This is a genomic window from uncultured Sphingomonas sp. (assembly GCF_913774285.1).
Lineage (GTDB): Bacteria > Pseudomonadota > Alphaproteobacteria > Sphingomonadales > Sphingomonadaceae > Sphingomonas.
This window is the reverse complement of the sequence record NZ_CAJYHX010000028.1, coordinates 353,831-378,275: the sequence shown is the minus strand read 5'-3', so window position 1 is coordinate 378,275 and position 24,445 is coordinate 353,831. Positions and strand designations below refer to the sequence as shown.

Below are 24,445 nucleotides of genomic sequence, written 5' to 3'. Positions count from 1 at the left end.
CTGTTTCAGGTCTTCGACGAAGCGGGCGTATTCCTCGGCCTTTTGCGTTTCGTCGGGCAGGCGCAGCAGATAGCTCGGGTGGACGGTGATCCAGGCCTCGCCGCCGTCGGGGAGGGCGATGGCTTTGCCGCGTTCGCGGCCGATCGTGACCGTCCGGCCCAGCAAGGAGCGGGCGGCGGTGGCGCCGAGCGCGACCGTGACGCGCGGGCGGATGAGCATCTGTTCCTGTTCGATCCACCAGCGGCAGGCCTGGATTTCGCCGGTGTCGGGCTTGGCGTGGATGCGGCGCTTGCCGCGCTGTTCGAATTTGAAGTGCTTCACCGCGTTGGTGACGTAGACGCGGGCGCGGTCGATTTCGGCTTCGGCGATGGCGCAGTTGAAGACCTGTCCGGCGGGGCCGACGAACGGCGTACCGGCGAGGTCCTCCTGGTCGCCGGGATGTTCGCCGACGAACATCAGCGGCGCATCGACCGGACCTTCGCCGAAGACGGTCTGCGTCGCGTGCTTGTAGAGGTGGCAGCGGGTGCAGGCCGCGGCTTCCTCGCGCAGCGCCGCCCAGGCGGCGGTGGCATTGTCGCCGATCGCCGGCACCTCGCGTGACTGGGTGATCATGCCGCTTTCCCGTGCCTGTGCGCCGGCGATCAGCTGCCCGACCAGCGCGGTTTCGGGCATGTTCTTCCAATACTTCCGCGGCATCTCCTTCAGCATCGCGCCGATCTTGACGCGCGCGGGGTTGAAGATGCTGGCGTAATAGGTCTTCCACACCTCTTCGGTGGGATCGCCGTCGGGCGCGTCCGCCTTTTGCGCGCCGGGTCCTTCGGCCAGCGCCTTGCCGTCCCAGTGGAGCGAGACCTCGGGCGTCAGGATCGACCAGCGCATGCTGGCGAAGCGGTTGACGAAGAAGGCGGCGTTGGCGCGGACGATGTGATGGTCAGGCTCGAACCAGGCAACGTAGCGCGTGCCCTCATCGTCCTGTTCCTCGCGGAAGCGGAGGAAGGCGCGCATCTTGTGGATGTCGCGGCGAACCGATTTGGCGAGGCCTTCGAGGCGGCGGACGAGCGGGTCGGCCTGATCCTCGATCAGTTTCGGTTCGCGGCGCAGGCGGGCGAGCGCGGTGTAGAGGAGCGCGAACCGTTCGGGATCGCTCGACAGGACGACGCTGCGCGCGAGATCGATGAAGGCGCGGGGGACGGAGAGGGTGCCGCTGGGGGGCGGCGGGGGCGTGTTGTCGGCGGCGGTGGCGAACAGGTCGGCGGGGGTGTCGCCGACCTGCCAGACGATGTCGTCCGGGGGGACGTCCGCCGCGGCGAGGGGCCGGGCGGCGTCGCGCCACGCGTCGAAGTCGTCGGGGGTGGGGAGGGTGATTATGCGCATCACACTCTTTCGTCACCCCGGACTCGTTCCGGGGTCCACTCCGCGGCGAGGGGGATGGTTGAAGCCTCTTGCCGTTCCCTCGCGGCCCGGTGGACTCCGGAACAAGTCCGGAGTGACGAGGTGTTTGGGGCAGGCGATGTAAAAAGTAGCGCAAGCCGTCCCCCCGCGGGCCGGTGGACCCCGGACCAAGTCCGGGGTGACGGGGTGGTTGGGGCAGGCGTACCGAGCCTCACCGATCAGTCGCGGTCGTCGCCGCCGGCGGGCTTTTCCTTGGCGAGCTTCAGTTCCTCGGGCTTGCGCTCTTCGTAGATCGCGGCGAGTTCCTTCTCGGTCTTGCTGTCGAGCTCGTCGGCCGCGGCGGGGAACATTTCTTCCTCTTCCTCGGTGATGTGGTGTTCGTAGCGGCGGCGCATGTGAAAGAACTTCTCGTTCCACTCGTCCGACGACACCTCCAGCTCGGTCATCTCGGCGAGCAGGTCGTCGACCTCCTTGTGCTCGGACACCGAATGGCGCGCGTCGTCGCGCAGCTCGGGGTCGCGTAGCATCGTGGCGTAGAGCGATTCCTCCTCGGCGGCGGCGTGCGCCTGCACTTCGAGGCGGAAGGTTTCGAACAGCTTGCCGCGCTTGGCCGTATCGGTCAGTTCGGCCAGCTCCTTCAGCATCTTGCGCTGCTTGTCGTGGTCGCGCTTCAGGTCGGCGTAGATGTCGGCGAGGGCCATGGGTGTGTCTCCTTCGCATCGCCCAACCGGCGAGCGCGCACGGCGTTTCACTCGCGAGTCATTCTCACGCGGCGAAGAGTTCGAGCTGCTGCTTTTTCGGAGCGACGAGCGGCGTCAGGTCGGCGCGGTCGCTGAGCAGGACCGGGCGCCAGTCGTCGGTGACGATGAAGGGGCGGACCTTGGCGACGCTGACCGTCAGGCGCGCGACATCGTCGAGGCGCAGGCGGCGCCAGCGGCGGGTGGCGACGATGCGGTCGACCGCTTTCACGCCGAGGCCGGGGACGCGGAGCAGCATTTCACGGGGGGCGCGGTTGACGTCGACCGGGAAGCGGTCGCGGAACTTCAAAGCCCAGGCGAGCTTCGGGTCGATGTCGAGTGGCAGCATGCCGGTGGCGTCGTCGGCGGCGGCGACGACCTCGGCCGGGCTGTAGTCGTAGAAGCGCATCAGCCAGTCGGACTGGTAGAGGCGATGTTCGCGCATCAACGGCGGGCGTTGCAGCGGCAGCACGGTGCTGGCGTCGGGGATCGGGCTGAACGCGCTGTAATAGACGCGGCGCAGGCCAAAGCGGTCGTAGAGCGTCGAGGCACGCGCGACGATCTCGCCATCGGTCGCGGCGTCGGCGCCGACGATCATCTGCGTCGACTGGCCGGCGGGGGCGAAGCGGGGGGCGGATTTGTACTTCCTGCGTGCATCGCCATTGTCGGCGATCGCGCCCTTCACGTCGCGCATCGCGCCTTCGATACGGGTGCCGTCCTTTTCGGGGGCGAGGCGCTTCAAGCCGCTGACCGTCGGCAGTTCGACGTTGATCGAGACGCGGTCGGCGTAGAGGCCGGCCTGATGCACCAGCTCCGGATCGGCGTCCGGGATCGTCTTGAGATGGATATAGCCGCGGAAGTAATGGTCTTCGCGTAACGACCGCGCGACCTCGACCATCTGCTCCATCGTGTAGTTCGACGATTTGATGATGCCGGACGAGAGGAACAGCCCCTCGATATAGTTGCGCTTGTAGAAGGCGATCGTCAGGTCGACGACCTCTTTGGCGGTGAAGCGCGCGCGGCGAACGTTGCTGCTCTTGCGGTTGATGCAATAATGGCAATCGAAGATGCAGCTGTTGGTCAGCAGGATCTTGAGCAGGCTGATGCAACGCCCGTCGGGCGCATAGGCGTGGCAGATGCCCATGCCCGTGGTCGAGCCCAGCCCTTTGCCATCCTTCGACGTACGCTTGGCCGTGCCCGACGACGCGCAGGACGCGTCGTATTTCGCGGCATCGGCGAGGATCGCCAGCTTTGCACGGGTGTCGAGTTGCGCCATCCCGTTCCTTCTATGTTCTCAAGCACCTGCTGTCCAGATGGACGCTCGGCCATCGGCCCTGTACCAGCGCCGATCGGAGGGTTTTCGGGCATGATTCAGCGGATCGACGGGCGCCTGCGCGCGCTGGCACTCGGCATGGCGCTCACCTGCCTGCTGGGCTGGGTGTTCAAGGCGCATTGCATGCCGCAGGGCTGGAGCGGTGCGATCCAGTATATCAGCGGCTGCTACAGCGATGCGCCCCCCTTCTGGGTCGAGCGCCATGTCGGCGAAGGGCAGATTCCCTATTTCCAGACGCCGATGGAATATCCGGTGCTCACCGGGCTGCAGATCTGGATCGAAGGCGCGCTTGGCCGCGGGCTGTTCGGTGCGGGCGCGGACGGCGCGACCTTCCTCGCCATGGTTTCGCTGGGCAACGCGCTGCTCGCCGGGCTGATCCTGGCGATGTTCGTCCGCGGCGGCATGGACCGGGTCCGCCTTTGGCTCTGGGCCTGCGCGCCGCCGCTGATCCTCTATCTCGGCCATAACTGGGACCTGGGCGCGGTGACGCTTGCGGTGGCGGCAATGTTCGCCGCGCGGCGGCAGCGGCTGGTGCTGGCCGCCGCCCTCGCCGCGCTGGGGACGGCGGCAAAGCTGTTCCCGGTGCTGCTCTTGCCGCTGATCGGGCTGGCGGCGCTGGCCGCGCCCGGGCAGGCCTGGCGCACACGGTTGACGACGGCGGCACGCTGCGTGCTGGCCGCGATCGGCGCCTGGACGGCGGTGAACCTGCCGGTGGCACTGGCGGCGCCGGAGAACTGGTCCGAATTCTACCGCTTCTCCGAGGCACGCCCCGGCACGGTCGCCTCCACCTGGTCGGTGTTGTCGGACCAGGGCGTGTGGGTGAGCGACACCGCGCAGCGCAACTTCGCGGCCTCGCTCGCTTTCCTGCTCGGCGCGGCTGCGATCGTCGCGATCGGCTGGCGCCAGCATCGCGAACGGCCCTGGGTACTGTTCACCCCGGTGCTCGCCTGGTTCCTGCTCACCAACAAGGTGTGGTCGCCGCAGTTCGACCTGTGGCTCTACCCGCTGCTGGTGATGACCAGTCCGCGCCTGGCGCCGATCGCGTTGTTCGTGATCGGCGACGTCGCGGCCTATGTGACGGAGTTCTGGTGGCTGGCAGGCCTTGCCAATGCCTGGCCCTATGCCACCCAGCAGGATATCTTCATCGCCGCGAGCGTGCGCGCGGTAGCGATGCTGTGGCTGATCGCCGATGCCGTGCGGCTGCCGGCGCCCGCGTGGATCCCCCGCGCGCCGGCCTGAACCCGATCAGGGCAGCGGCAGGTCGGTCTCGGCCTTCTTCTGCGCGCGGCGCTCGGCCCGTGCGGCGGTCGCGCGCTGGACGAAGCAGCCGGTACCGCCGCTCGCGCCCACGGTCGAGCAGCTGCCGGTGCCGAAATTGCCGGTGGTCAGCGCATCCTGCGAGCGCACCGCCCAGGACTGGCCCTTCTGGGGGTCGGTCGGCGTGGTCTCGCGGATGTTCTTCGGGATGCGGAAACGCTCGCCCTCGTCCAGACGCTGGCAGACGACGATCTCTTCGCCGTTCTTGTTGGTCGGGCACTTGTCGTTGCCGTAGATGATCAGCACGCCGTTCTGGACGGCATTCTGGGCATGCGCCGGCATGGCGGCGAGCAGCGGCGCCGCAACGGCCGCGGTGATGATGGCGATCCTCTTGAGCACCTGCGTTCCTCCTGTTGTGCGCGCCACCCTGCCGCGGCGCGCCTGAATAGCCGCTGTCAGACCCGCTTCGACACGCCGATCGCGAACCGGCATCCGGCACGGATCAGCGCCGAGAGCACCGGATAGCCGGGCGTGCTTTCCGCGCCCGAGGCAATCGCGGTGTCGCGATGCTCGATCTCCTCGTCACGGAATCGCGCGACGGCATCGCGGAGTTCCGGATCCTCGTCGCCCAATTGCTCGAGCTGCTGCTGGTAATGGAGGTCGATCTCGGTCTCGATCGCCGCGGTGCACGCCATCGCCGCCTGCGGGCCGAGCGCGGCGGTGACGACGCCGAGCCCGAAGCCCGCCACGTCCCAGAAGGGCTGGAGCGCCGTCGGTCGGACGCCGCGCTTGGCGATCAGCGCGTCGAAAAAGGCGCGGTGATGCTCCTCCTGGTTGGCCATGCCGGCGATGGTGCGCGCGGTGGGCGTGCGATCGCCCATCACCGCGAGCTGCCCCGCATAGATGCGCGTCGCGCCATATTCGCCGGCCTGGTCCACCCGAACCATGGCCTCGCGGCTCTCGCGCCGATCCCCCGGCTTCCAGCTCATCGCACTGCCTTTCGCGTTGCGAGCAGCGCGATTCCCACCGCGCCGCCCAGCGACAGGATCGCGTTATAGCCTGCCAGGCTGATTCCGAACATCGTCCATTGGGGCACGTCGCAGCGGACGATCGGGCGGCGCAGCGCCTCGGTCAGCATGTCCATCGCCGAGCCATGGGTGGGGGCGGCAGTGCAGGCGGTGATGCCCTGCCACCAATGATATTCGGTGCCCGCATGATAGACGCCGATCGCGCCGCTCACCGCGATCAGCAGCGCGGCGAGCAGCACCAGCGCCGCCACCTGGCGCCGCCCGCGCACGAAGAAGGCGAGCACGGCGACGACGATCGCCGCCAGATGCGGCCAGCGCTGCCACACGCACATCTCGCACGGCACCAGGCCGCCGATGAACTGCGATCCGATCGCGCCGCCGAGCAGCGCCAGCGGCAGCAGCAGCGCCAGCCAGCGGGCGAGCACCGGCACGTTCCGCGGCATGCGGCTCACTTGGCGGCGCTCGCAGCAGGCGCCTTGCCGAGGCGCGCGAGCGTCTGCACCGCGTAGCTCAGCTGGAAGTCGGTGATGCCCTTTTTCTTCAGCTCCTCGGCGGTGGCGGTGAAGCGCGGATCGGGGGTGTCGTCCGATTCCAGCACGCCGTCGTCCACCTTCTCCATGTTGATCAGGTGGCGGCGCAGATCGGCCTCGCGCAGCTCGGGCCGCGACTTGTAGTCGGGGTCGCTCAGCTGCGGCACGGCGATGTCGGGCTTGATGCCGCCTTCCTGCACCGAATGGCCGGAGGGGGTGAAGTAGCGCGCGGTGGTGAGGCGCAGCGCGGCGTGCGGACCCATCGGCAGGATGGTCTGCACCGATCCCTTGCCGAAGCTGCGCACCCCCAGCACCAGCGCGCGGTGATGGTCCTGCAGCGCGCCGGCGACGATCTCCGAGGCCGAGGCGGTGCCCGCATCGGTCAGCACGATCACCGGCAGCCCCTTGGCAAGGTCGCCCGGGAACACGCTTTCGGCATAATAGCGCTCAATATCGGTCTTCTCGCGGCCGCGCTGCGAGACGATCTCGCCATGGTTGAGGAACACGTCGGAGACGCCGATCGCCTCGGTCAGCAGCCCGCCGCCATTGTTGCGCAGATCCAGGATGTAGCCGAGCGGCTTGTGGCCGAGCTTCTTGTCGATCTCCTGGATCGCCAGCGCAGTGTCGCCGCCGGTATGCGCGGTGAAGGTGCTGATGCGGATGATGCCGATGCCGTCCTTGACGTCCGCCTTCACCGACTTCTGGGTGATGATCTCGCGCGTGAGGGTGAACTGCAGCGGCTTGTCGGCGCCGGGGCGCACGATGGTGAGCGCGATCTTGGTGCCCGGCTTGCCGCGCATCTGGGTGATCGCCTCGTCCAGGCTGCCGCCGACGATGAACTTGCCGTCGAGATGGGTGATGTAATCGCCCGCCTTTATACCCGCGCGCGCGGCGGGGCCGTCGTCGTTGGGCGCGATCACCTTCACCGCGCCGTCCTGCTGGGTGACGGTGAGGCCGAGGCCGCCGTAATTGCCCTCGGTCTGGATCTTGAGATTGTCGAAATCGAGCCCATCGGCATAGCTGCTGTGCGGATCGAGCGCCGCGAGCATACCTTCGATGGCGCCCTTGACCAGCGTCTTGTCGTCGACCTTCTCGACGTAGTTCGCCTTCACGGTGTTGTAGACTTCCATGAAGGTATCGAGCTCGCGATAGCTGCTGGTATCGACCCCCGCCATGGCCCCGGATGTGATGGGAATGATCGCAAGTGCGCCGACGGCGGCGGAAACCTGTAGAAACGAACGCAGCATCAAGAGACTTTCCGGAAGGGCGATCCTGGTAATGTAGGCGAGGATAACGGGATTTGCACGCGGTGTCAGTCGAGCAATTGGGTCAGGTCCAAGGGTTGCCCGCGGCGGCGCAGCTCCACCGTGACGCGCGGGCCGGCGGTGCCGAGGGTTGCACCTTGTGCCACCTTGGCGCCGGGACGCGCGGCTACCGTCGAAAGACCCGCGATCAGCGTGGTCCAGCCCTTGCCGTGATCGACGATCACGACCTGGCCATAGCCCGCGAACGGCGCGGCATAGGCGATGGTACCGGCGGCAGGCGCGACAACCGCTGATCCCGGCCGCACCGCGAAGCTGGGACCGCGGGCGCGGACGCCGGCAGGCGAAATCTCGCCGAAGCCGGTGACGAGCTGCCCGGTGACGGGGAGGCGATAGGGCCCTGGGCCGGCCGTGCGGTCGGCCGAGGTGCCGGGGCGGGGCAGCGGGCCGTTCAGGACGAGGAGGTCCGAGCGGACCTGGGCGGCGCTCAGGCTGCGGTCCTGCTCGGCGACGAGGTCACGCGCCTTCTCGCCCAGCGCGAGCGCGCGATCCGACTCCACCAGCGCGTCGCGGCCGAGCGACATCGCGCGCAGGCGATGCTCGGATTCGAGCTGGAGCGCGGCGAGGCGCCGGGATTCGAGCGCGGTGCGGCGGGTCCGCAAGTCGGCGACGGCCTTGCCCGCGGCGGCCCGCAGCACGCGGGCGCGGGCCAGGTCCGACCGCACACCGGCACTCCGCGCCTCGATTGCGGGCAGCAGGCTGGCGAGCGTCGCGCGGACATGGACCAAGTCCTGCGCCGAGCCCGGCTGGGCGAGCGCCAGGGCCGCCGGGCGCCGCGCCATCGCCTGCAGCGCGGCCACGAGTTCGATCGCGGGCCGCTGGCGCTCGGCAAAGGCGGTGCGCTGACGGGCGAGCAGCCGGTCGAGCATCGCCACGCGCGCCTCGGCCGCGGCCTGCTCGGCTTCGGCCGCCTTGATCCGCTGCGCGGCTGCCGCCTGCTCGGCGCGCGCGCGGGCTTCGCCATCGCGCTCGCCGGCAGCGGCGCGGTCGAGTTCGGCAGCCCGCCGCTCCGCCGCCTGCGCGGCCTGGGAGGCTTCCGTCACCAAGCGCGCGGATTGCTGGGTGGCATCGGGCTGCGGCTGGGCCAGTACGCCGGTTACGCCGATCGCGACCAGCGCCGCCGCGATGCCGAGGCCGCGCGCCGGGTCCATCAGCCTTCGCGGTGATAGGGATGGTTGGCGAGGATCGAGACGGCGCGCCACAGCTGCTCGGCGAGCATCGCCCGCGCCATCATGTGCGGCCAGGTCGCCTTGCCGAAGCTGAGCAGCATGTCCGCCGCCTGGCGATCGGCGTCGTCGAAGCCGTCGGCGGCGCCGATCAGGAAGCGCGTCTCGCGCACCCCGTCGTCGCGCCAGGCGCCGAGGCGGGTCGCCAGCGTCTTGGACGGCAGGTTCTCGCCCAGTTCGTCGAGCATCACCACGCGGGTACCGGGAGCGAGCACGGGCATCTTCCCGCCGGTATCGGGCAGTTCGGTGACGCGCGTGCCCCAGGTCACCCGCTTCAGATAGCGGTCGACCAGTTCGGCCTCGGGGCTGCGCCCGATCCGGCCGCGCGCGACGATGTGCAGCAGCATTGCGCGCGGACCTTCAGGATCAGATCAGGCCTGGCCCTCGAACGACCACATCCGCTCGAGATTGTAGAAGCTGCGCACTTCCGGGCGGAACAGGTGGACGATCACGTCGCCGGCGTCGATCAGCACCCAGTCGGCGGCCGGCAGGCCTTCGACGCGGGGCGTGCGGCCCTGCTCGGCCTTGATCTTGTCGGCCAGCTTCATCGCCATCGAGGCGACCTGCCGGGTCGAGCGACCCGATGCGATCACCATGTAATCGGCAATGCTGCTCTTGCCGGCGAGGGGGATCGAGACGGTTTCCACCGCCTGATCGTCCTCCAGCGAGGTGAGCACGAGCCTATGCAGCGCTTCGACGCTGTCGGCGTCGTTCGAACGCTGCATATTGGGGGAAGTGGCCAAGGTTGCTCCTAGTCTAGCGACGGTCTGTGCAAAGTGGGTGGAGACGGCGCCGGGCTCTCCTGTTCCAACTGCGGAGAAGACCCGAGGAATCGCCGGTGCCAGGCAGGATCGGCAGCCCGAAGGCGTGTTGCCGACGTCGGATCGGGGCGGAAGCGCAACAGCACAAGTGCCGGCAATCTCCATCGCGTCCAATGTTTCGCCTGGCCTGCGGGCCGCACAGCGCGCCGCAGCCAACCCATTGCAGGACTTGCATGGGCGCCCCTGTCATACCCCGGACGCGCGATAACCGCAATCGGAACCTGACGGGCGATGTGCCGCCACCGTTCCCAGCGGTGGAACTGCGCCAGGTTGTCGGCGCCCATCAGCCAGATGAAGCGGTGATTCGGGTAGAGCCGTGGCAGCTTGGTGAGCGTATCGGCGGTGTAGCGGGTCTTCATCCGCTTCTCGATCGCGGTGGGGCGGATCGGTGCATGCCGCGCCATCGCCCGCGCCGACGCCATGCGCGCCTCGAACGGCGCCATGCCTGCCTTGTCCTTCAGCGGATTGCCCGGCGACACCATCCACCACACTTCGTCGAGATCGAGCGCGCGCAGGGCATGGAGCGACAGCCGCCGATGCCCGCGATGCGCCGGATTGAACGATCCCCCGAGAAGTCCGATGCGTTTCATTGCCGTCCCGTCAGATCGCGTGCGCCATGCAGGACGCGGAGCACGCGGATGTGATCGGGCGCGACCCGATAGAAAAGCAGATAGGGGGTTTTAGGCACGCGCCATTTGCGACGCCCGCGGATCGTGAGCGGCCCCGCCTCGGGCAGCTCCGCAAGGAACGCGCCCGCGGCCACGATGCGTTCGACAAGCTCGACGCCCAGTGCCGGGTCGCTGGATTGATGGTGGCGCACGATCGCTTCGAGATCCGCCAGGGCGAGGTTCGCCCATCGAAGGTCCGCCACTCAGGCCGCCGTGCCGCGCCGCAACTCGGCGACCCATTCCTCCATCTGCGCCTGCGTCCGGAACTCACCGCCATCGATCTGCCGTTCGGCTTCATCGAGCGAATCGAGCAACTGCGTCTCTGCGGCGACGAACGCCTCGATGGCCTGCGAGACCACCCAGGATCGCGAACGATCCATCCGCTCCGCCAGACGATCCAGCTGGTCCGAAATCGCTTCCGGAACGCGGCCTGTAATGACGGCGGTCTTGCTCATGCAACCAATGTATACAAGCGATACATGGGGTTCAAGGCCGCGCCTGGCCGGTGCCTAGCACCAGCCATTTGTACGTCGTGAGCCCCTCCAGCGCCACCGGCCCGCGCGCGTGGAGGCGGCCGGTGGAAATGCCGATCTCGGCGCCCAATCCGAACTCGCCGCCATCGGCGAACTGGGTCGAGGCGTTCCACATCACAATCGCGCTGTCGACGCCGTTCAGGAAGCGCGTCGCGGCATCCGCATCTTCCGTGATGATCGCGTCGGTGTGGTGCGAGCTGTGCGCGGCGATGTGCGCCATCGCGTCCTCCAACCCGTCGACCAGCTTCACCGAGAGGATCGCCTCGAGATATTCGGTGTCCCAGTCTTCGTCGGTCGCCGGCTGCACGCGCGCATCGAGCGCCTGCACCTCGGCATCACCGCGCAGTTCGCAGCCGGCCTCGGCCAGCGCGGCCAGAATCGGCTGGGGTTCGGCGAAGCCGCGATCGATCAGCAGCGTCTCGGTCGCGCCGCAGATGCCGGTGCGGCGCATCTTGGCGTTGACGGCCAGCGCCTGTGCCATCGCTGGATCGGCGGCGCGATCGACATAGCTGTGGTTGATCCCGTCGAGATGGGCGAGCACCGGCACGCGCGCCTCGGCCTGCACCCGCGCGACCAGGCTCTTGCCGCCGCGCGGCACGACCATTTCGATCAGCCCCTCAGCCGTCAACATCGCACCGACGGCGGCACGGTCGGTCACCGGCACCAGCTGAATCGCGTCGGCGGGCAAGCCTGCCTGGGTGAGTCCCTGCACCAGCGCGGCATGGATTGCGCGGTTGCTGCGGATCGCTTCGGATCCGCCGCGCAGGATCGCGGCGTTGCCGGACATTAGGCACAAGGCGCCCGCGTCCGCAGTGACGTTGGGACGGCTCTCGTAAATGATGCCGATCACGCCGATCGGCACGCGGACACGCTTGAGTACGAGGCCGTTGGGCCGCGTCCGTTCGTCCAGGATGCTGCCGACGGGATCCTCCAGCCCCCCAACCGCTTCGATACCATCGGCCATGCCCTCGATCCGCTTGGCATCCAGCAACAGCCGGTCGAGCATCGCATCGGACAGGCCGTTGGCCTTGCCGGCAGCCATGTCGTCGGCATTGGCGGCGAGGATCGCGTCCTGCGCCGCGCGGATCGCTGCGGCGGCAGACCGCAATGCCTGCGCCTTGGCCGGGCTTGGCAGCGCCGCCAGCACCGCGGCGGCGGCGCGGGCGCGGCGGCCCATGTCGGCGATCAGCATCTGGGTGTCGGGCGTGTCGATATCGGCCATGGTGCGGATGCTAGCATGCGATCCGCGAAGCTGATAGCCTCCGGCCCCATGGGGGACTTCGACGCAGCCGGCGAACTGGTGATGGGGGGCATGCTTGGCCGTGCGGTGGAGCCGCATGCCGGGGAAAGCCATGGGCATGGGCATGGCACGATCTGCCTGAATTGCGGGACCGCGCTGATCGGCCCGCATTGCCATGAATGCGGGCAGTCGGGGCACGTCCACCGCTCGCTGGGCGCGATCGGGCACGAGCTGCTCCACGGCGTCGCGCATTTCGAAGGCAAGATGTGGCGGACGCTGCCGCTGCTCGCCTGGCGGCCGGGCGACCTGACCCGCCGCTACATCGCCGGCGAGCGCGCCCGCTTCGTCTCGCCCATGGCGATGTTCCTGTTTTCGATCTTCACGATGTTTGCGATTTTCCAGATCCTCGGCATCTCGACGCCAACCGATTTGGAGACGCCGACGGCACGCCCGACCGCCGCCCTGCAGCGCGCGCTGCAGCATAGCGAGGAAGGGCGCGCGCGCGACATCGCCAAGCGCGACAAGCTCGCTGCCGGGGACAGCGACCGTGCCGAGCTGGACAAGGACATCGCCAAGGCGGATCGCGAGATCGCCGCGATCAAGGCCGCCACCGCGCAAATCGCCCCGATCGAAGCCGTCGCGGGGAACGACGACTCCATCAAGCACGTCAACACCGGCTGGTACACGCTCGATCACGGCGTCGAGAAGTGGCAGAAGAACCCAGCCTTGATGCTCTATAAGCTGCAGTCGAGCATCTACAAATTTTCCTGGCTGCTGATCCCGCTGTCGATCCCGTTCATCTGGCTGCTGTTCTTCTGGAAGCGGCAGTACAAGCTCTACGACCATGCGGTGTTCGTCACCTACTCGATCGCGGCGATGTCGATGCTGTTCATCGGCGTTACCCTGCTTGCCGCGGTGCGGGTCTCCACCGACATTCTGGTCTGGATCGCCCTGCTCGTGCCGCCGATCCATATGTGCAGGCAGCTGAAGCAGGCCTATGGCCTGGGGTGGCGCTCGGCGATCTTCCGGACCAGCCTGCTGCTGTGGTTCATCACCATCATCGCAACGCTGTTCCTGCTGATCCTCGCGCTGCTCGGCATCATGGGGTGAACGCCCCCCCGATCCTACCCGCCAGGGGGAGGTGTCAGGCGCAGCCTGACGGAGGGGGAAGAAGCACGCAGGCCCCAGAGGTTCTGGCATCCTCCCCCTCCGTCGCTTCGCGCCACCTCCCCCTGGCGGGGGAGGCTTGGAGGCCACTCACGGGAAGCCGTGCATCTGCCGGCCCATCGGCATCATGTTGTGGTCGAGATGGCCGAGGATCCACACCGATCCGCCGATCAGCAGCAGCACGACCAGCGTGCCGAAGGCGAGCGCCAGCACGTTGTTGGTGTTGTCCGGCCCGGTGGTCACGTGGAGGAAGAAGACGAGGTGGATGCCCATCTGCGCGATGGCGAGCACCACCAGCGCCATCGGAACGGCGGGGCGCCAGACCAAAGGCAGGTTGACCATCGCGAACGCCGCCGCCGTCAGCAGCGCGGCGAGGCCCAGCCCCACCACATAGCCGCTGGTGCCGCCGGCGAATTCCTCGCCCTCAGCGGCTTCGTCGCCGGGGGCGGTATCGCCGCTGTCGGTTTCGCGCTCGCTCATGGCGCCACTCCCATCAGATAGACCATAGTGAAGATGCCGACCCAGACGATGTCGAGCGCGTGCCAGAACAGGTTGAAGCACATCAGTCGCCGCAGCACCTGAGACCGGAAGCCCTTCACCCAGAGCTGCGCCATCATCGTGCCGAGCCAGAGCAGCCCCACCGCGATGTGCAGCCCGTGCAGGCCAACCAGCCCATAAAAGGCCGATAGGAAGGCGCTGCGCTGCGGCCCCGCGCCCTTGCCGATCATCTCGGCGAATTCGGTCAGTTCCAGCCCGAGGAACACCGCGCCGAGCAGCCCCGTCGCCAGCAGCCAGAGCTGCGCGGGAATCAGCTTCCGTTTCTCCGCCGCGACGCCGGCGAGCCCGCAGGTGAAGCTGGAGAGGAGCAGCGCCGCCGTCTCCAGCGCGACGCGCTCCTGGCCGAACAGGTCGTGCGGGGTCGGGCCGCCCGCCGTCTGCTTGGCGAGCACGGCATAGGCGGCGAAGAAGCCCGAAAAAAGGATGATGTCGCTGAGCAGGTAGATCCAGAAGCCATAGCCCACCGTGGTGCGCTTGCTCGCGGGACCGCCCTCGCCGCGCCCGGTGTTATGGTCTTCGCCTCCGCCACGGCCGATGCGATAGGGATCCTGCGCCTTGGCGGTCATGCCGACTGCTCCCGATTGTCCTCGAGCCACTTCTGCCGCGAGGCGCGGCGGGCACGATCAATCCGCGCGACCTCCTCGGCGGAAATTTCCTCCTCCGCCTCATCACGCCAGGCAAAGACCACGAACGTGGCATAGGCGCCGACAAACCCGAGCGCCGCCAGCCACCAGATGCTCCAGATCATCGCGAAGCCGATGGCCGTCGCGAAGAAGGCGGTAACAACGCCCGTCGCCGAGTTTCGGGGCATCTCGATCGCTTCGTACTTCGGCTCATCGGCAAGGCCTTGGCTCTCGATCGCCTGCTGTTTGATCGTCCAGTATGGCTCCTCGCCGTGCACGCGGGGCAGCACCGCGAAGTTGAACGCGGGCGGCGGCGAGGTCGTCGCCCATTCGAGCGAGCGGCCGTCCCAGGGGTCGCCGGTCTCGTCGCGCAGTTGCTCGCGATTGCGGATGCTGACGACGATCTGGAGGATCTGCGAGGCGACGCCGAGGATCATCACCCCGATCCCCGCCACGGAGACATAGAGCCAAGGCGCCCATTCGGTGAAGTCGATGTGCTGCAGCCGCCGGGTCATGCCCTCCAGCCCCAGCACGTAGAGCGCGCCGAACACGATCAGGAAGCCCGCGAGCGTCAGCCAGAACGCCATCCTCCCCCAGAACTCGTCGAGCCGGAAGCCGAACGCCTTGGGGAACCAATAGGTGATGCCGGCGAACGCGCCGAAGATAACGCCCGAGTTGATCACGTTGTGGAAGTGGGCAACCAGAAACATCGAATTGTGCAGCATGAAGTCGGCCGGCGGCACCGCGAGCAGCACTCCGGTCATGCCGCCGATGATGAAGGTCATCATGAAGGCGAGCGACCACAGCATCGGCGTGGGGAAGCGCAGGCGGCCGCCATACATGGTGAACAGCCAGTTGTAGATCTTCACCCCGGTGCCGACCGCGATGATGCTGGTGGCGATGCCGAAGGCGGCGTTGACGTCCCCGCCCGCGCCCATCGTGAAGAAGTGGTGCAGCCACACCGTGAACGACACGACGACAATGAACAACGTCGCCGCCACCATCGATCGGTAGCCGAACAGCGGCTTGGACGAGAAGGTGGAGAAGATCTCGGAGAAGATGCCGAAGGCCGGCAGGATGAGGATGTAGACCTCCGGATGCCCCCAGGCCCAGATGAGGTTCACGAACATCATCATGTTGCCGCCGGCTTCGTTGGTGAAGAAGTGGAAGCCGAGATACCGGTCCAGCGTCAGCATCGCGAGCGTGGCGGTGAGGATCGGGAAGGCGGCGACGATCAGCATGTTGGCGCCCAGCGCCGTCCAGCAGAACATCGGCATCCGCAGATAGCCCATGCCCGGCGCGCGCATCTTCAGGATCGTCGTCACCAGGTTGATGCCCGACATCAGCGTACCGACGCCCGAGATCTGGATCGCCCAGACATAGTAATCGACGCCGACGCCGGGCGAATAGGTCGTCTCGCTCAGGGGTGCGTAGGGCAGCCAGCCGGTGCGCGCGAACTCGCCGATCACCAGGCTCATGTTGACCAGCAGCGCGCCCGAGGCGGTGAGCCAGAAGCTGGTCGAATTGAGCGTCGGAAAGGCCACGTCGCGGACGCCGAGCTGCAGCGGGACCACAAAGTTCATCAGACCGATCACCACCGGCATCGCGCCGAAGAAGATCATGATCGTCCCGTGCGCGGAGAAGATCTGGTCGTAATGCTCGGGCGGCAGGTAGCCCTGGGCATGGCCGATCGCGCTCGCCTGCTGGGTGCGCATCATGATCGCGTCGACGAAGCCGCGCAGCAGCATCACGAGCCCGAGCAGCACGTACATCACCCCGATCCGCTTGTGATCGACCGAGGTGATCCATTCCTTCCACAGATAGGGCCAATGCCCCTTCACCGTGATCCAGCCGAGCACGGCGAGCAGCGCGAGGCCGACACCGCCCGCGGCGATCAGCGGGATCGGCTGGCTGAAGGGAATTGCGGACCAGGAGAGCTTACCGAGCATCGTCACTCCGCCGTTCCGGGGGAAACTTGAGGCTCGCCGTCGCGGCCCTGTTCGGGCCCGGGGGCCGGCGGCAAATGCTGCGCCACCACCATGTCGAACAGGCCCGGCTGCACCGCGCCCCAATGCTTGGCGGGCTCGTGCTGGCTCTGGCGGGCGAGCACGCGATAGGCGCGGCCGTCGAGTAGCCCGCCCGCCGCCTTCACGCGCGCCACCCAGCGGGTGAAGTCCGCAACCGGCACCGCCTGGAGCCGGAAGTTCATGTCCGAGAAGCCGTCGCCGCTGAAATGCGCGCTCTGGCCGTAATAGCTGCCGGGCCGGTCGGCCTGCAGGTGCAGCGTCGTCGCCATGCCGTTCATCGTGTAGATCTGGCTGCCCAGCCGCGGCACGAAGAAGCTGTTCATCACGCTCGCCGAGGTGAGGCGGAAGCGGATCGGTACGCCGGCGGGCACCACCGGCTGGTTGAGCGTGGCGATCCCCTGCGCGGGATAAACGAACAGCCATTTCCAATCGAGCGACACCACCTGCACCTCGAGCGGCGGGGTCTTCTCGGCGAGCGGCTTGGCGGGGTCCAGCGCGTGGCTGCCGATCCAGATTAGCCCGCTGAGGAACAGGATGGTCAGCAGTGGGATCGACCAGACGATCAGCTCGATCCGGCCAGAATAGACGAACTCCGGCCGGTACTTGGCCTTGCCGTTGCCGGCGCGGAACCACCAGGCGAAGGCGAGCGTGGCGATCATCGTGGGGATGATGATCGCCAGCATGATCGCCAGCGAATCGAGCAGGATCGTGCGGTTGTTCCCGCCGATCGGGCCGCCCGGGCGCAGGATGCTCGCGCCGCTGCAGCCGCCGAGCAGCAGCAACAGGGGCAAAAGGCGCGCGCCGCGCTCAGCCATGCTCGGTCTCGGCAAGCCACTCGTCGGGCGATCGTGCTTGAGTCGCGGCGGTATCGGCACCCATGCTCTGGGCGATGATCTCCAGCGCCCAGCGGCCGCGATCCTCGTCCTGCGTCGCCACCGCGTCCTCGGGCACCCACAGCGCATAGTCGCGCATGTGCGCGTCGCCCGCGGTGAACAGCACGCAGATGTCGGTCGCGACGCCGGTCAGCACCAGTCGCCGCACCCCCAGCTTGGGCAGCAGCACCGGCAGGTTGGTCGCGTAGAAGCCGGAGAATTGCGGCTTGAGCACGAAATAGTCGCAGTCGCGGGGCTCGAGCTTGGCCAGCCCGTCGGGCGCGCCGTCGAGCGCCTGTTCGATCAGCCGCGACTTTTCCGAATGCCATTCGCCGAAATTGTCGTTGACGTAGACCGTCGGCAGATCGGCAGCGTCAAACGCGTCGCGCAGTTTCAGGATCGGCCCGGCGATCGCCTCGGCACGCGCGCGCAGGTCCTCGCCGCCCTCGAAGTCGAAGGTGTTGATCATGTCGATGATCAGCAGTGCCGCGGCGGCACCGCCTTGGTCGCGCGCAGGGGCGGTTGCGCCTGTTTCCGGTTCTTCCACGGCCTCGTCCCCTGGCGGATGCGTCAGGACTGGCCGCGATCGAGCGTGTCGCTGGGATGGGCGGCATCGCCCTCCCGCTGATGCTCGGTGGAGATGTTGGGCCGCGGCTGGGTGCTGGTGCCGCCCTTCTCGCCTTTCTCGCCGGGTTCGGTCGAAAGGTTGGGGCGGGGCTGGGTGCGGGTCTGGTCGTCCGGATCGGGCATCGCGCTTCTCCTGATGCCCGGGCTAACGACACGCAGCGGCGGCTGTTCCCCCGGCTTTCAGCCTTTCCGGCGATTCATAACCTGGAGCAGTGCGGCAATCAGCGACAGGCCGCCGCCGAGCAGCGCCACGCCGGTCCATCCACCCATTCCCCAGGCGAAGGTAGCGGTGGCGGAGCCGGCCGAGGCGCCGAGGAACATCGATCCCATCAGCACCGTGTTGAGCCGCGCCCGCGCCTCGGGGCGCAGCGCGAAGATGATGTGCTGGTTGGAGACGAGCGCGCTCTGCACCGCGAAGTCGAGCACCACCACGCCGATCACCAGCGCGACGATGCTGACCCACAATCCGAACAGCAGCCAGCTCGCCACCGCGAGCAGCGCGCCGAGCAGCACCACCCGGTGCGGGCCGCTCTTGTCCGCAATCCGGCCTGCCAGCGGCGCGCCGAGGATGCCCGCCGCGCCGACCACGCCGAACAGCCCCGCCACGTCCGCACCGAGCCGGAAGCGCGGCGTCTCCAGATAAAGCGCGAGAATCGTCCAGAACGCCGTGAACCCGGCGAAGAGCAGCGCCTGGGTGATCGCCGCCAGCCGCAGCGCCGGGAATTCGCGCCACAGACCGCCCAGCGAGCCGAGCAGCGCGCCATAGCCGAGCGTCGCCTCGGGCGCGCTGCGCGGCAACCGCCACGCCATCACGGCCGCGGTGCCGAGCGCCAGCGGCACGCCCAGCCAGAACATCTCGCGCCACCCCAGATGTGTGCCGACGAAGCCGGACAGCGTCCGGCTGAGCAGGATGCCGCAGAGCAGGCCCGCCATTACCGTCCCCACCGTCTGCCCGCGCCGCGCCGGATCGGCGAGATGCGCGGCAAAGGGCACGATCTGCTGCGCGACGCTCGCCGCCGCCCCCACCAGCAGCGACGCGCCGATCAGCATCCAGGCATTGGGTGCCACCGCCGCGCCCACCAGCGCCGCCGCCAGCACCAGGAACTGGAGCACGATCAACTGCTTGCGCTCGTGCAGATCGCCCAGGGGCACGAGCAGGAACAGGCCCGCCGCATAGCCCAGCTGGGTCGCCGTCGGCACCAGCCCCGCGGGCTGGCCGGGCAGGTCGCGCTCGATGATGCCCAGCATCGGCTGGTTGTAATAGATATTGGCAACCGCGATGCCCGCCGCCGCCGCCATGGCGAAGGTCAGGCCGCGACCGAGCCGGGCAGTGGGATGGGGGGCATGCAAAACGGCGACTCCTGGAGCGATGGGTCGCACAGATAGGGAGTCGTCCGCCCGATTGTTACTGTCCGATGGTTTGTGGGCCGCTGTCGTCCAGCAGATTGGTCTCGGCCATCGCGTTGTCCGGCTCGTCGACATGGCCGTCCGGATCGACATGGATCAGGATCTCGGTGTCGGGGAACGCCTCGCCCAACGCGCCCTCCAGCCGCTCGACCACGTCGTGCGCCTCGGCGATGGTCATGCAAGGGCGCATGCTGACGTGGAACTGCACGAAATCGCGGTTGCCGCTGGTGCGGGTGCGCAGGTCGTGCAGGCTCTTAAGCTCGGGGTGTTCGGCCGCGATCTCGACAAAGCGGCGACGCTTCTCCTCGGGCCATTCGCGGTCCATCAGCTGGTCGATGGCGGCGACCGAGGCGCGCCACGCCCCCCAGAGCAGCCAGAAGGCAATGGCGATGCCGAACACCGGGTCCGCGCCCGTGAGGCCCAGATAGCTCTCGCACACCAGCGCGCCGATCACGGCGGCGTTGAGATACAGGTCCGAGCTGTAATGGATGCTGTCCGTGGTGATCGCGATCGAGCCGGTCTGGCGGATCACGCGGCGCTGATACTCGGTCAGCGCCAGCGTCACGAGGATCGCGACGACCGAAACGGCGATGCCGTCCGCCGGGTGCGCACTGGTCTCGCTCTGCACCAATCGCTGCACCGCGCGCAGCAGGATGGCGAAGCCCGAGATAGCGATGATCACCACCTGGAACAGCGCCGCCAGCGCCTCGGCCTTGCCATGGCCGAAGCGATGCTCGTCGTCCGCCGGCTGCGAGGCCCAGTGCACCCCGCCCAGCGTGACCAGGGAGGCGACGAGATCGAGCCCCGAATCGGCAAGGCTGGCGAGCACCGCGACGGAGCCCGTCTTCACCGCCGCATAGGATTTGAGCGCGCCGAGGAAGAGCGCGCTGCACACGCTGGCGATCGCCGCGCGGCGCGCGAGATTGCTCATGGGTAGAGCATGCCTTCTTGCCAGCCCTCGCCGGCGCGCGTGAACACGCGGCGCTCGTGCAGGCGATGTTCGCGGTCGAGCCAGAATTCGATCCGCTCGGGCGTTACGCGGTAGCCGCCCCAGTGCGGCGGGCGCGGCACCGGCTGCCCGTCGAACCGCGCCTGCACCTCGGCGAAGCGCGCCTCGAAGGTGGCGCGGGAATCAAGCGGACGCGACTGGTCCGAGGCCCAGGCACCGAGCTGCGAATCGCGGCTGCGGCTGGCAAAATAGGCGTCCGACTCCGCGTCGCTGGCGAAGGCGATCGGCCCTTCGATACGGATCTGGCGGCGCTGCGACTTCCAGTGGAAGAGCAGCGCGACATGCGGGTTGGCGGCGAGGTCGCCCGCCTTGCGGCTCTCGCGGTTGGTGTAGAAGACGAAACCGCGTTCGTCATAACCCTTCAGCAGCACCATCCGCACCGACGGGCGCCCCTCGGCATCCGCCGTGGCAAGCGCCATGGCGTTGGAATCGTTGATCTCGGTGGTACGCGCCTCGGTGTACCAGGTGTGGAAAAGCGCGAAGGGGTCGGTGCTCATGGGGTCTGCCTCTACAGCCTAAACGCCGCCGTTGCGATGGGCGGAACAGACTGACCTTTGGGGAATTGAATCGGGCCTGCAACGAGGAGACTTCCGCATGGCCGCACGCGCCTATTGGCAGGGACAGATCCGGCTGGCCCTCGTTTCGATTCCCGTCGAGATCTACACCGCCACCAAATCCGGCGCGCAGATCGCGTTCCACCAGATCCATGAACCGAGCGGCCAGCGGATCAAGTATGAGAAGGTCGCCCCCGGCGTCGGCGCGGTCGAGCCCGACGAGATCGTCAAGGGCTATGAGGTCGAGAAGGGCGAATATGTCCTGCTCGAACAGGACGAGATCGACGCGGTGAAGCTCGAATCGCGCAAGACGCTGGAGCTGACCCAGTTCGTCGACGCCGACGAAATCGACGTGCTCTATTACGAACGCCCCTATTTCGTGGTGCCGGCCGACGATCTCGCCGAGGAGGCGTTCATCGTGCTGCGCGAGGCGCTGCGGCGGGCGCGCAAGGTCGGGCTCGGCCAGCTGGCAATGCGCGGGCGCGAATATGTGGTAAGCCTCAAGCCCTGCGGCCGCGGCATGATCCTGGAGACGCTGCGCTATGCCGACGAGGTGCAGAAGGCGCAGGGCTATTTCCGCGAGATCCCCGACAGCGAGCCCGACCCCGAGCTGCTCGACCTGGCCCAGACGCTGATCGACAAGAAGGCTAGCAAGTTCGATCCCAAGGGCTTTCACGACCGCTATGTCGACGCGCTGCGCGACCTCATCGAGAAGAAGAAAAAGGCCAAGGGCGCCAAGATCCTGGAAGATCCGGACAAGCCGGACGAGCGCGGATCGAACGTGGTGGACCTCATGGCGGCGCTGAAGAAGTCGCTCAACACCGGCGACGCCAAGCCAACCGCCAAAGCCAAGGCGCCGGCGAAGAAGGCACCGGCCAAGAAACCGGCGGCGAAGAAGCGTGCCTGATACCGACAGCCTCGCCCGCTACAATGCCAAGCGCGACTTCGCCAAGACGTCGGAGCCCGCCGGCAAGGTCGCCAAGACCGGCGGCAACCGCTTCATCGTCCAGAAGCACGACGCGACCCGGCTGCACTGGGACTTCCGGCTGGAGGTGGACGGCGTGCTCAAAAGCTGGGCGGTCACGCGCGGGCCCAGCCTTGATCCCGACGAGAAAAGGCTCGCGGTGCGCACCGAGGACCATCCGCTCTCCTATGCCGATTTCGAGGGGACGATCCCCAAGGGCGAATATGGCGGCGGCACGGTAATGCTGTGGGATACCGGCAGCTGGGAGCCGGTGCCGGGCAAGAGCGCCAAGGACCTGGAAAAGGGCCATCTCCACTTCGTGCTGCACGGCGAGCGGATGAACGGCGAATGGCTGCTGATCCGCCTCAAGCCGCGCGGCAAGGAGAAGGCCGAGAACTGGCTGCTGCGCAAGATCGATGATGCGTATGCGGGCGCCACGGACGAGCTGGTGGAAACCGGGCTGACCAGCGTCACCACCGGCCGCACGATGCAGGAGATCGCCGAGGCGAAAAAGCCAGCGCTCCGCTCGCGGGAGGGGTCGGGGGAGGGGCTGAAACCTCGCAGCGCTTCTTCCACATCAGCCCCTCCCCCGGCCCCTCCCGCAAGCGGGAGGGGAGCGAAAGCGCGAAAGTCCCGGGGAGGATCGAAGGCGCCAGCGTTCCAGCAGCCGCAGCTCGCCACGCTGGTCGACACCGTACCCACCGGCAATCAGTGGCTCCACGAGATCAAGTACGACGGCTACCGCGCGCTGATCGCCACCGGCGCCGACGGGCCGAAGATCTACACCCGCTCCGGCCTCGACTGGACCGAGAAGTTTCCCGGCATCGCCGAAGCCGCCACCACCCTGCCCCCCGGCGCGCTGGTCGACGGCGAGATCGTCGCCATGCAGGACGGCAAACCCGATTTCTCCACCTTGCAGGAAGCGATCTCCGCAGGCGGCGAGGGATTGCTCTGCTTCGCCTTCGACCTGCTCGCCGAGGGTGGCGAGGATCTCACCCCCCTCCCCCAGATCGAGCGCAAGGAGCGCTTGCGCGCGCTGCTCGACGGCGCCGACGATCGCATCCGCTTCTCCGAGCACATCATCGGCCAGGGCGAGAAGCTGTTCGAAAGCATGTGCCGCGAGGGCTTCGAGGGCGTCGTCTCGAAGCGCGCCGATGCGCCCTATCGCGGTACCCGCAGCAAGGCGTGGCTCAAGATCAAATGCACGCACCGCCAGGAATTCGTCATTCTCGGCTGGACCGCCTCCACCGCGCGCGGGCGGGGCTTCAAGTCGCTGCTGCTCGGGCTGAACGGCCCCGACGGACTCGTTTATGCGGGCAAGGTCGGCACCGGGTTCAACACCGAAACGCTGCTCTCGATGCGCGAACGCCTCGATGGCCTCGCCGCCGAGAAACCGGCAGCCAAGGTCCCCCGCCCCGAGGCGCGCGGCGCGCATTGGGTAAAGCCCGAGCTGGTCGCCGAGATCGCCTTTGTCGAGTTCACCGCCGAGAAGGTCGTCCGCCACGCCAGCTTCCTCGGCCTGCGCGAGGACAAGCCCGCCGATGCGGTGGTCGCCGAAGAACCCGCGGACCTGCCGGAGGCCGCGCCGTCCACCATCAAGATCAGCAGCCGCGACCGGGTGATCTTCCCTGAATCGAAGCTCACCAAGGGCGATCTCGCCGACTATTATGCCGCCGTCGCTCCCATCGCCCTGCCTTGGCTGGCCGAGCGCCCGATCAGCCTGGTCCGCTGTCCACAGGGGCGCGCCAAGCAATGCTTCTTCCAGAAGCACGACGCGGGCAGTTTCGGCGAGCAGGTCCATCATGTCGATATTCGCGAGAAGGACGGATCGACCCAGCCCTATCTTTACGTCTCGGACGTCGACGGCATGCTGGCCTGCGTGCAGATGGGATCGATCGAATTCCATGGCTGGGGATCGCGCGTCGCCGATGTCGAGAAGCCCGACCGGCTGGTGTTCGACCTCGATCCCGACGAGGGCCTCGACTTCGAAGTGGTCAAGAAGGCCGCCGAGCATCTGAAGGAGCAGCTGGCCGAGATCGGCCTCACCAGCTGGCCGATGCTCTCCGGCGGCAAGGGGGTGCACGTGGTGGTGCCGCTGGTGCCGCAGGCCGAGTGGCCGGCGGCGAAGAGCTTCTGCGAACGCTTCGCCCGCGCGCTCGCCCAGGCCGAGCCCGAGCGCTTCACCGCCAATCTCAAGAAAGCGAATCGCGTCGGCCGCATCTTCATCGACTATCTGCGCAACCAGCGCGGCGCGACCGCCGTGCTCCCCTATGTCGCCCGCGCGCGAGCCAATGCGCCGGTGGCAACGCCCGTCACCTGGACCGAACTTAGGAGCATCGACAGCGCCCACGCCTTCACCATCCAGGATGCCGCCGTGCTGATCGAGCGCGCGGGCAGCCGGGCGCTTCGAGGATGGGGTACGGCCGACCAGACGCTCCCTGATCTGTAACGCGGCACGCAGCCGCTAAAACAGCCTCGCGCCGCTGGGTACGGTGGGCACACTGCCCCCGTGAACCAGATTCTCCTCTGCGCGGGTGCAACACACGCGGC

The 24,445-nt window shown here is 67.8% G+C and carries 27 protein-coding genes; 4 read left to right on the top strand and 23 right to left on the bottom strand.

The window, feature by feature from the left end; genetic code table 11:
• The 3 genes from QZ670_RS16015 to QZ670_RS16005 form a co-directional block, all read right to left on the bottom strand.
• Positions 1 to 1,374, bottom strand: a 1,374-nt coding sequence (locus QZ670_RS16015; protein WP_294257067.1) for a UdgX family uracil-DNA binding protein, incomplete at its 3' end; no start/stop codon positions are given.
• 236 nt (positions 1,375 to 1,610) lie between these two features.
• Positions 1,611 to 2,093, bottom strand: a complete 483-nt coding sequence (locus QZ670_RS16010; protein ID WP_043061101.1) for a hemerythrin domain-containing protein — start codon at positions 2,091 to 2,093, stop codon at positions 1,611 to 1,613.
• A gap of 64 nt (positions 2,094 to 2,157) precedes the next feature.
• Positions 2,158 to 3,405: a putative DNA modification/repair radical SAM protein gene (locus QZ670_RS16005; RefSeq protein WP_294257065.1), complete on the bottom strand. Its 1,248-nt coding sequence runs from the start codon at positions 3,403 to 3,405 to the stop codon at positions 2,158 to 2,160.
• A gap of 90 nt (positions 3,406 to 3,495) precedes the next feature.
• Between QZ670_RS16005 and QZ670_RS16000 the strand changes: the two genes are divergently transcribed.
• Positions 3,496 to 4,701, top strand: coding sequence for a hypothetical protein (locus tag QZ670_RS16000; RefSeq protein ID WP_294257064.1), 1,206 nt, complete (start codon positions 3,496 to 3,498; stop codon positions 4,699 to 4,701).
• A gap of 6 nt (positions 4,702 to 4,707) precedes the next feature.
• On the opposite strand, the gene QZ670_RS15995 is transcribed toward QZ670_RS16000, so the two are convergent.
• The 11 genes from QZ670_RS15995 to QZ670_RS15945 form a co-directional block, all read right to left on the bottom strand.
• Positions 4,708 to 5,118, bottom strand: a complete 411-nt coding sequence (locus QZ670_RS15995) for a hypothetical protein (protein ID WP_294257062.1) — start codon at positions 5,116 to 5,118, stop codon at positions 4,708 to 4,710.
• 56 nt (positions 5,119 to 5,174) lie between these two features.
• A complete protein-coding gene (locus tag QZ670_RS15990; protein ID WP_294257060.1) occupies positions 5,175 to 5,708 on the bottom strand; it encodes a demethoxyubiquinone hydroxylase family protein in 534 nt (177 codons plus the stop codon).
• Positions 5,705 to 6,190: a disulfide bond formation protein B gene (locus QZ670_RS15985; protein ID WP_294257059.1), complete on the bottom strand. Its 486-nt coding sequence runs from the start codon at positions 6,188 to 6,190 to the stop codon at positions 5,705 to 5,707. Before QZ670_RS15985 ends, QZ670_RS15990 begins: the two co-directional genes overlap by 4 nt.
• Positions 6,191 to 6,195: 5 nt before the next feature.
• Complete coding sequence (locus tag QZ670_RS15980) at positions 6,196 to 7,524, bottom strand: S41 family peptidase (protein WP_294257057.1); 1,329 nt, start codon at positions 7,522 to 7,524, stop codon at positions 6,196 to 6,198.
• A 65-nt stretch (positions 7,525 to 7,589) separates the two neighbouring features.
• A complete protein-coding gene (locus QZ670_RS15975) occupies positions 7,590 to 8,750 on the bottom strand; it encodes a M23 family metallopeptidase (protein ID WP_294257055.1) in 1,161 nt (386 codons plus the stop codon).
• Positions 8,750 to 9,172: a 23S rRNA (pseudouridine(1915)-N(3))-methyltransferase RlmH gene (locus QZ670_RS15970; RefSeq protein ID WP_141987891.1), complete on the bottom strand. Its 423-nt coding sequence runs from the start codon at positions 9,170 to 9,172 to the stop codon at positions 8,750 to 8,752. Before QZ670_RS15970 ends, QZ670_RS15975 begins: the two co-directional genes overlap by 1 nt.
• Before the next feature lie 24 nt (positions 9,173 to 9,196).
• Entirely contained in the window at positions 9,197 to 9,550 is a 354-nt protein-coding gene (gene rsfS, locus QZ670_RS15965) for a ribosome silencing factor (RefSeq protein WP_093296138.1), read from the bottom strand.
• A 26-nt stretch (positions 9,551 to 9,576) separates the two neighbouring features.
• Positions 9,577 to 10,236 (bottom strand): nicotinate-nucleotide adenylyltransferase, encoded by a 660-nt coding sequence (locus tag QZ670_RS15960; RefSeq protein WP_294257053.1) that lies wholly within the window; start codon positions 10,234 to 10,236, stop codon positions 9,577 to 9,579.
• The gene (locus tag QZ670_RS15955; RefSeq protein WP_294257052.1) at positions 10,233 to 10,517 is read right to left on the bottom strand and encodes a type II toxin-antitoxin system RelE/ParE family toxin; all 285 of its coding nucleotides are present in this window, start codon (positions 10,515 to 10,517) and stop codon (positions 10,233 to 10,235) included. Before QZ670_RS15955 ends, QZ670_RS15960 begins: the two co-directional genes overlap by 4 nt.
• Positions 10,518 to 10,769: a ribbon-helix-helix protein, CopG family gene (locus QZ670_RS15950; RefSeq protein ID WP_294257050.1), complete on the bottom strand. Its 252-nt coding sequence runs from the start codon at positions 10,767 to 10,769 to the stop codon at positions 10,518 to 10,520. It abuts the gene before it with no gap.
• A gap of 31 nt (positions 10,770 to 10,800) precedes the next feature.
• Positions 10,801 to 12,069: a glutamate-5-semialdehyde dehydrogenase gene (locus tag QZ670_RS15945; RefSeq protein ID WP_294257049.1), complete on the bottom strand. Its 1,269-nt coding sequence runs from the start codon at positions 12,067 to 12,069 to the stop codon at positions 10,801 to 10,803.
• Positions 12,070 to 12,117: 48 nt separating this feature from the next.
• Between QZ670_RS15945 and QZ670_RS15940 the strand changes: the two genes are divergently transcribed.
• On the top strand, positions 12,118 to 13,197 hold the full coding sequence (locus QZ670_RS15940; protein ID WP_294257048.1) for a DUF3667 domain-containing protein: 1,080 nt from the start codon (positions 12,118 to 12,120) through the stop codon (positions 13,195 to 13,197).
• A gap of 147 nt (positions 13,198 to 13,344) precedes the next feature.
• Here QZ670_RS15940 and cyoD read toward each other — a convergent pair whose 3' ends face one another.
• The 9 genes from cyoD to pdxH are packed head-to-tail and all read right to left on the bottom strand — an operon-like array spanning position 13,345 to position 20,874.
• Positions 13,345 to 13,734, bottom strand: coding sequence for a cytochrome o ubiquinol oxidase subunit IV (cyoD, locus tag QZ670_RS15935; RefSeq protein ID WP_294257047.1), 390 nt, complete (start codon positions 13,732 to 13,734; stop codon positions 13,345 to 13,347).
• Positions 13,731 to 14,378 (bottom strand): cytochrome o ubiquinol oxidase subunit III, encoded by a 648-nt coding sequence (gene cyoC / locus QZ670_RS15930; RefSeq protein WP_294257045.1) that lies wholly within the window; start codon positions 14,376 to 14,378, stop codon positions 13,731 to 13,733. Before cyoC ends, cyoD begins: the two co-directional genes overlap by 4 nt.
• The gene (locus tag QZ670_RS15925) at positions 14,375 to 16,384 is read right to left on the bottom strand and encodes a cbb3-type cytochrome c oxidase subunit I (protein ID WP_294257097.1); all 2,010 of its coding nucleotides are present in this window, start codon (positions 16,382 to 16,384) and stop codon (positions 14,375 to 14,377) included. The genes cyoC and QZ670_RS15925 overlap by 4 nt, the downstream gene beginning before the upstream one ends.
• Positions 16,385 to 16,386: 2 nt before the next feature.
• On the bottom strand, positions 16,387 to 17,277 hold the full coding sequence (cyoA, locus tag QZ670_RS15920) for a ubiquinol oxidase subunit II (RefSeq protein ID WP_294257043.1): 891 nt from the start codon (positions 17,275 to 17,277) through the stop codon (positions 16,387 to 16,389).
• Positions 17,270 to 17,881, bottom strand: a complete 612-nt coding sequence (locus tag QZ670_RS15915) for an isochorismatase family cysteine hydrolase (protein ID WP_294257042.1) — start codon at positions 17,879 to 17,881, stop codon at positions 17,270 to 17,272. Before QZ670_RS15915 ends, cyoA begins: the two co-directional genes overlap by 8 nt.
• A 23-nt stretch (positions 17,882 to 17,904) precedes the next feature.
• Entirely contained in the window at positions 17,905 to 18,084 is a 180-nt protein-coding gene (locus tag QZ670_RS15910; RefSeq protein ID WP_294257041.1) for a hypothetical protein, read from the bottom strand.
• A 57-nt stretch (positions 18,085 to 18,141) separates the two neighbouring features.
• Positions 18,142 to 19,311: an MFS transporter gene (locus QZ670_RS15905; protein WP_294257040.1), complete on the bottom strand. Its 1,170-nt coding sequence runs from the start codon at positions 19,309 to 19,311 to the stop codon at positions 18,142 to 18,144.
• A gap of 55 nt (positions 19,312 to 19,366) precedes the next feature.
• Entirely contained in the window at positions 19,367 to 20,299 is a 933-nt protein-coding gene (locus QZ670_RS15900) for a cation diffusion facilitator family transporter (RefSeq protein ID WP_294257039.1), read from the bottom strand.
• The gene (pdxH, locus tag QZ670_RS15895; protein WP_294257038.1) at positions 20,296 to 20,874 is read right to left on the bottom strand and encodes a pyridoxamine 5'-phosphate oxidase; all 579 of its coding nucleotides are present in this window, start codon (positions 20,872 to 20,874) and stop codon (positions 20,296 to 20,298) included. The genes QZ670_RS15900 and pdxH overlap by 4 nt, the downstream gene beginning before the upstream one ends.
• Before the next feature lie 97 nt (positions 20,875 to 20,971).
• Here pdxH and QZ670_RS15890 point away from each other — a divergent pair, with 97 nt between their 5' ends.
• Both QZ670_RS15890 and ligD read left to right on the top strand, forming a co-directional pair.
• A complete protein-coding gene (locus QZ670_RS15890; protein ID WP_294257037.1) occupies positions 20,972 to 21,838 on the top strand; it encodes a Ku protein in 867 nt (288 codons plus the stop codon).
• Entirely contained in the window at positions 21,831 to 24,344 is a 2,514-nt protein-coding gene (ligD, locus tag QZ670_RS15885) for a DNA ligase D (protein WP_294257036.1), read from the top strand. The genes QZ670_RS15890 and ligD overlap by 8 nt, the downstream gene beginning before the upstream one ends.
• The last annotated feature ends 101 nt before the right edge of the window (positions 24,345 to 24,445 follow it).

What these genes read in the sequence shown, in the direction of transcription:
- QZ670_RS15940 (WP_294257048.1), top strand. Translation starts at nt 12,118, where the DNA reads ATGGGGGACTTCGACGCAGCCGGCGAACTGGTGATGGGGGGCATGCTT.
- cyoC (WP_294257045.1), bottom strand. Translation starts at nt 14,378, where the DNA reads ATGACCGCCAAGGCGCAGGATCCCTATCGCATCGGCCGTGGCGGAGGC.
- QZ670_RS15985 (WP_294257059.1), bottom strand. Translation starts at nt 6,190, where the DNA reads ATGCCGCGGAACGTGCCGGTGCTCGCCCGCTGGCTGGCGCTGCTGCTG.
- QZ670_RS16005 (WP_294257065.1), bottom strand. Translation starts at nt 3,405, where the DNA reads ATGGCGCAACTCGACACCCGTGCAAAGCTGGCGATCCTCGCCGATGCC.
- QZ670_RS15910 (WP_294257041.1), bottom strand. Translation starts at nt 18,084, where the DNA reads ATGCCCGATCCGGACGACCAGACCCGCACCCAGCCCCGCCCCAACCTT.
- QZ670_RS15970 (WP_141987891.1), bottom strand. Translation starts at nt 9,172, where the DNA reads ATGCTGCTGCACATCGTCGCGCGCGGCCGGATCGGGCGCAGCCCCGAG.
- QZ670_RS15890 (WP_294257037.1), top strand. Translation starts at nt 20,972, where the DNA reads ATGGCCGCACGCGCCTATTGGCAGGGACAGATCCGGCTGGCCCTCGTT.
- cyoA (WP_294257043.1), bottom strand. Translation starts at nt 17,277, where the DNA reads ATGGCTGAGCGCGGCGCGCGCCTTTTGCCCCTGTTGCTGCTGCTCGGC.
- QZ670_RS16010 (WP_043061101.1), bottom strand. Translation starts at nt 2,093, where the DNA reads ATGGCCCTCGCCGACATCTACGCCGACCTGAAGCGCGACCACGACAAG.
- pdxH (WP_294257038.1), bottom strand. Translation starts at nt 20,874, where the DNA reads ATGAGCACCGACCCCTTCGCGCTTTTCCACACCTGGTACACCGAGGCG.
- QZ670_RS15980 (WP_294257057.1), bottom strand. Translation starts at nt 7,524, where the DNA reads ATGCTGCGTTCGTTTCTACAGGTTTCCGCCGCCGTCGGCGCACTTGCG.
- QZ670_RS15950 (WP_294257050.1), bottom strand. Translation starts at nt 10,769, where the DNA reads ATGAGCAAGACCGCCGTCATTACAGGCCGCGTTCCGGAAGCGATTTCG.
- cyoD (WP_294257047.1), bottom strand. Translation starts at nt 13,734, where the DNA reads ATGAGCGAGCGCGAAACCGACAGCGGCGATACCGCCCCCGGCGACGAA.
- QZ670_RS16000 (WP_294257064.1), top strand. Translation starts at nt 3,496, where the DNA reads ATGATTCAGCGGATCGACGGGCGCCTGCGCGCGCTGGCACTCGGCATG.
- QZ670_RS15975 (WP_294257055.1), bottom strand. Translation starts at nt 8,750, where the DNA reads ATGGACCCGGCGCGCGGCCTCGGCATCGCGGCGGCGCTGGTCGCGATC.
- QZ670_RS15900 (WP_294257039.1), bottom strand. Translation starts at nt 20,299, where the DNA reads ATGAGCAATCTCGCGCGCCGCGCGGCGATCGCCAGCGTGTGCAGCGCG.
- QZ670_RS15960 (WP_294257053.1), bottom strand. Translation starts at nt 10,236, where the DNA reads ATGAAACGCATCGGACTTCTCGGGGGATCGTTCAATCCGGCGCATCGC.
- QZ670_RS15925 (WP_294257097.1), bottom strand. Translation starts at nt 16,384, where the DNA reads ATGCTCGGTAAGCTCTCCTGGTCCGCAATTCCCTTCAGCCAGCCGATC.
- rsfS (WP_093296138.1), bottom strand. Translation starts at nt 9,550, where the DNA reads ATGCAGCGTTCGAACGACGCCGACAGCGTCGAAGCGCTGCATAGGCTC.
- QZ670_RS15990 (WP_294257060.1), bottom strand. Translation starts at nt 5,708, where the DNA reads ATGAGCTGGAAGCCGGGGGATCGGCGCGAGAGCCGCGAGGCCATGGTT.
- QZ670_RS15945 (WP_294257049.1), bottom strand. Translation starts at nt 12,069, where the DNA reads ATGGCCGATATCGACACGCCCGACACCCAGATGCTGATCGCCGACATG.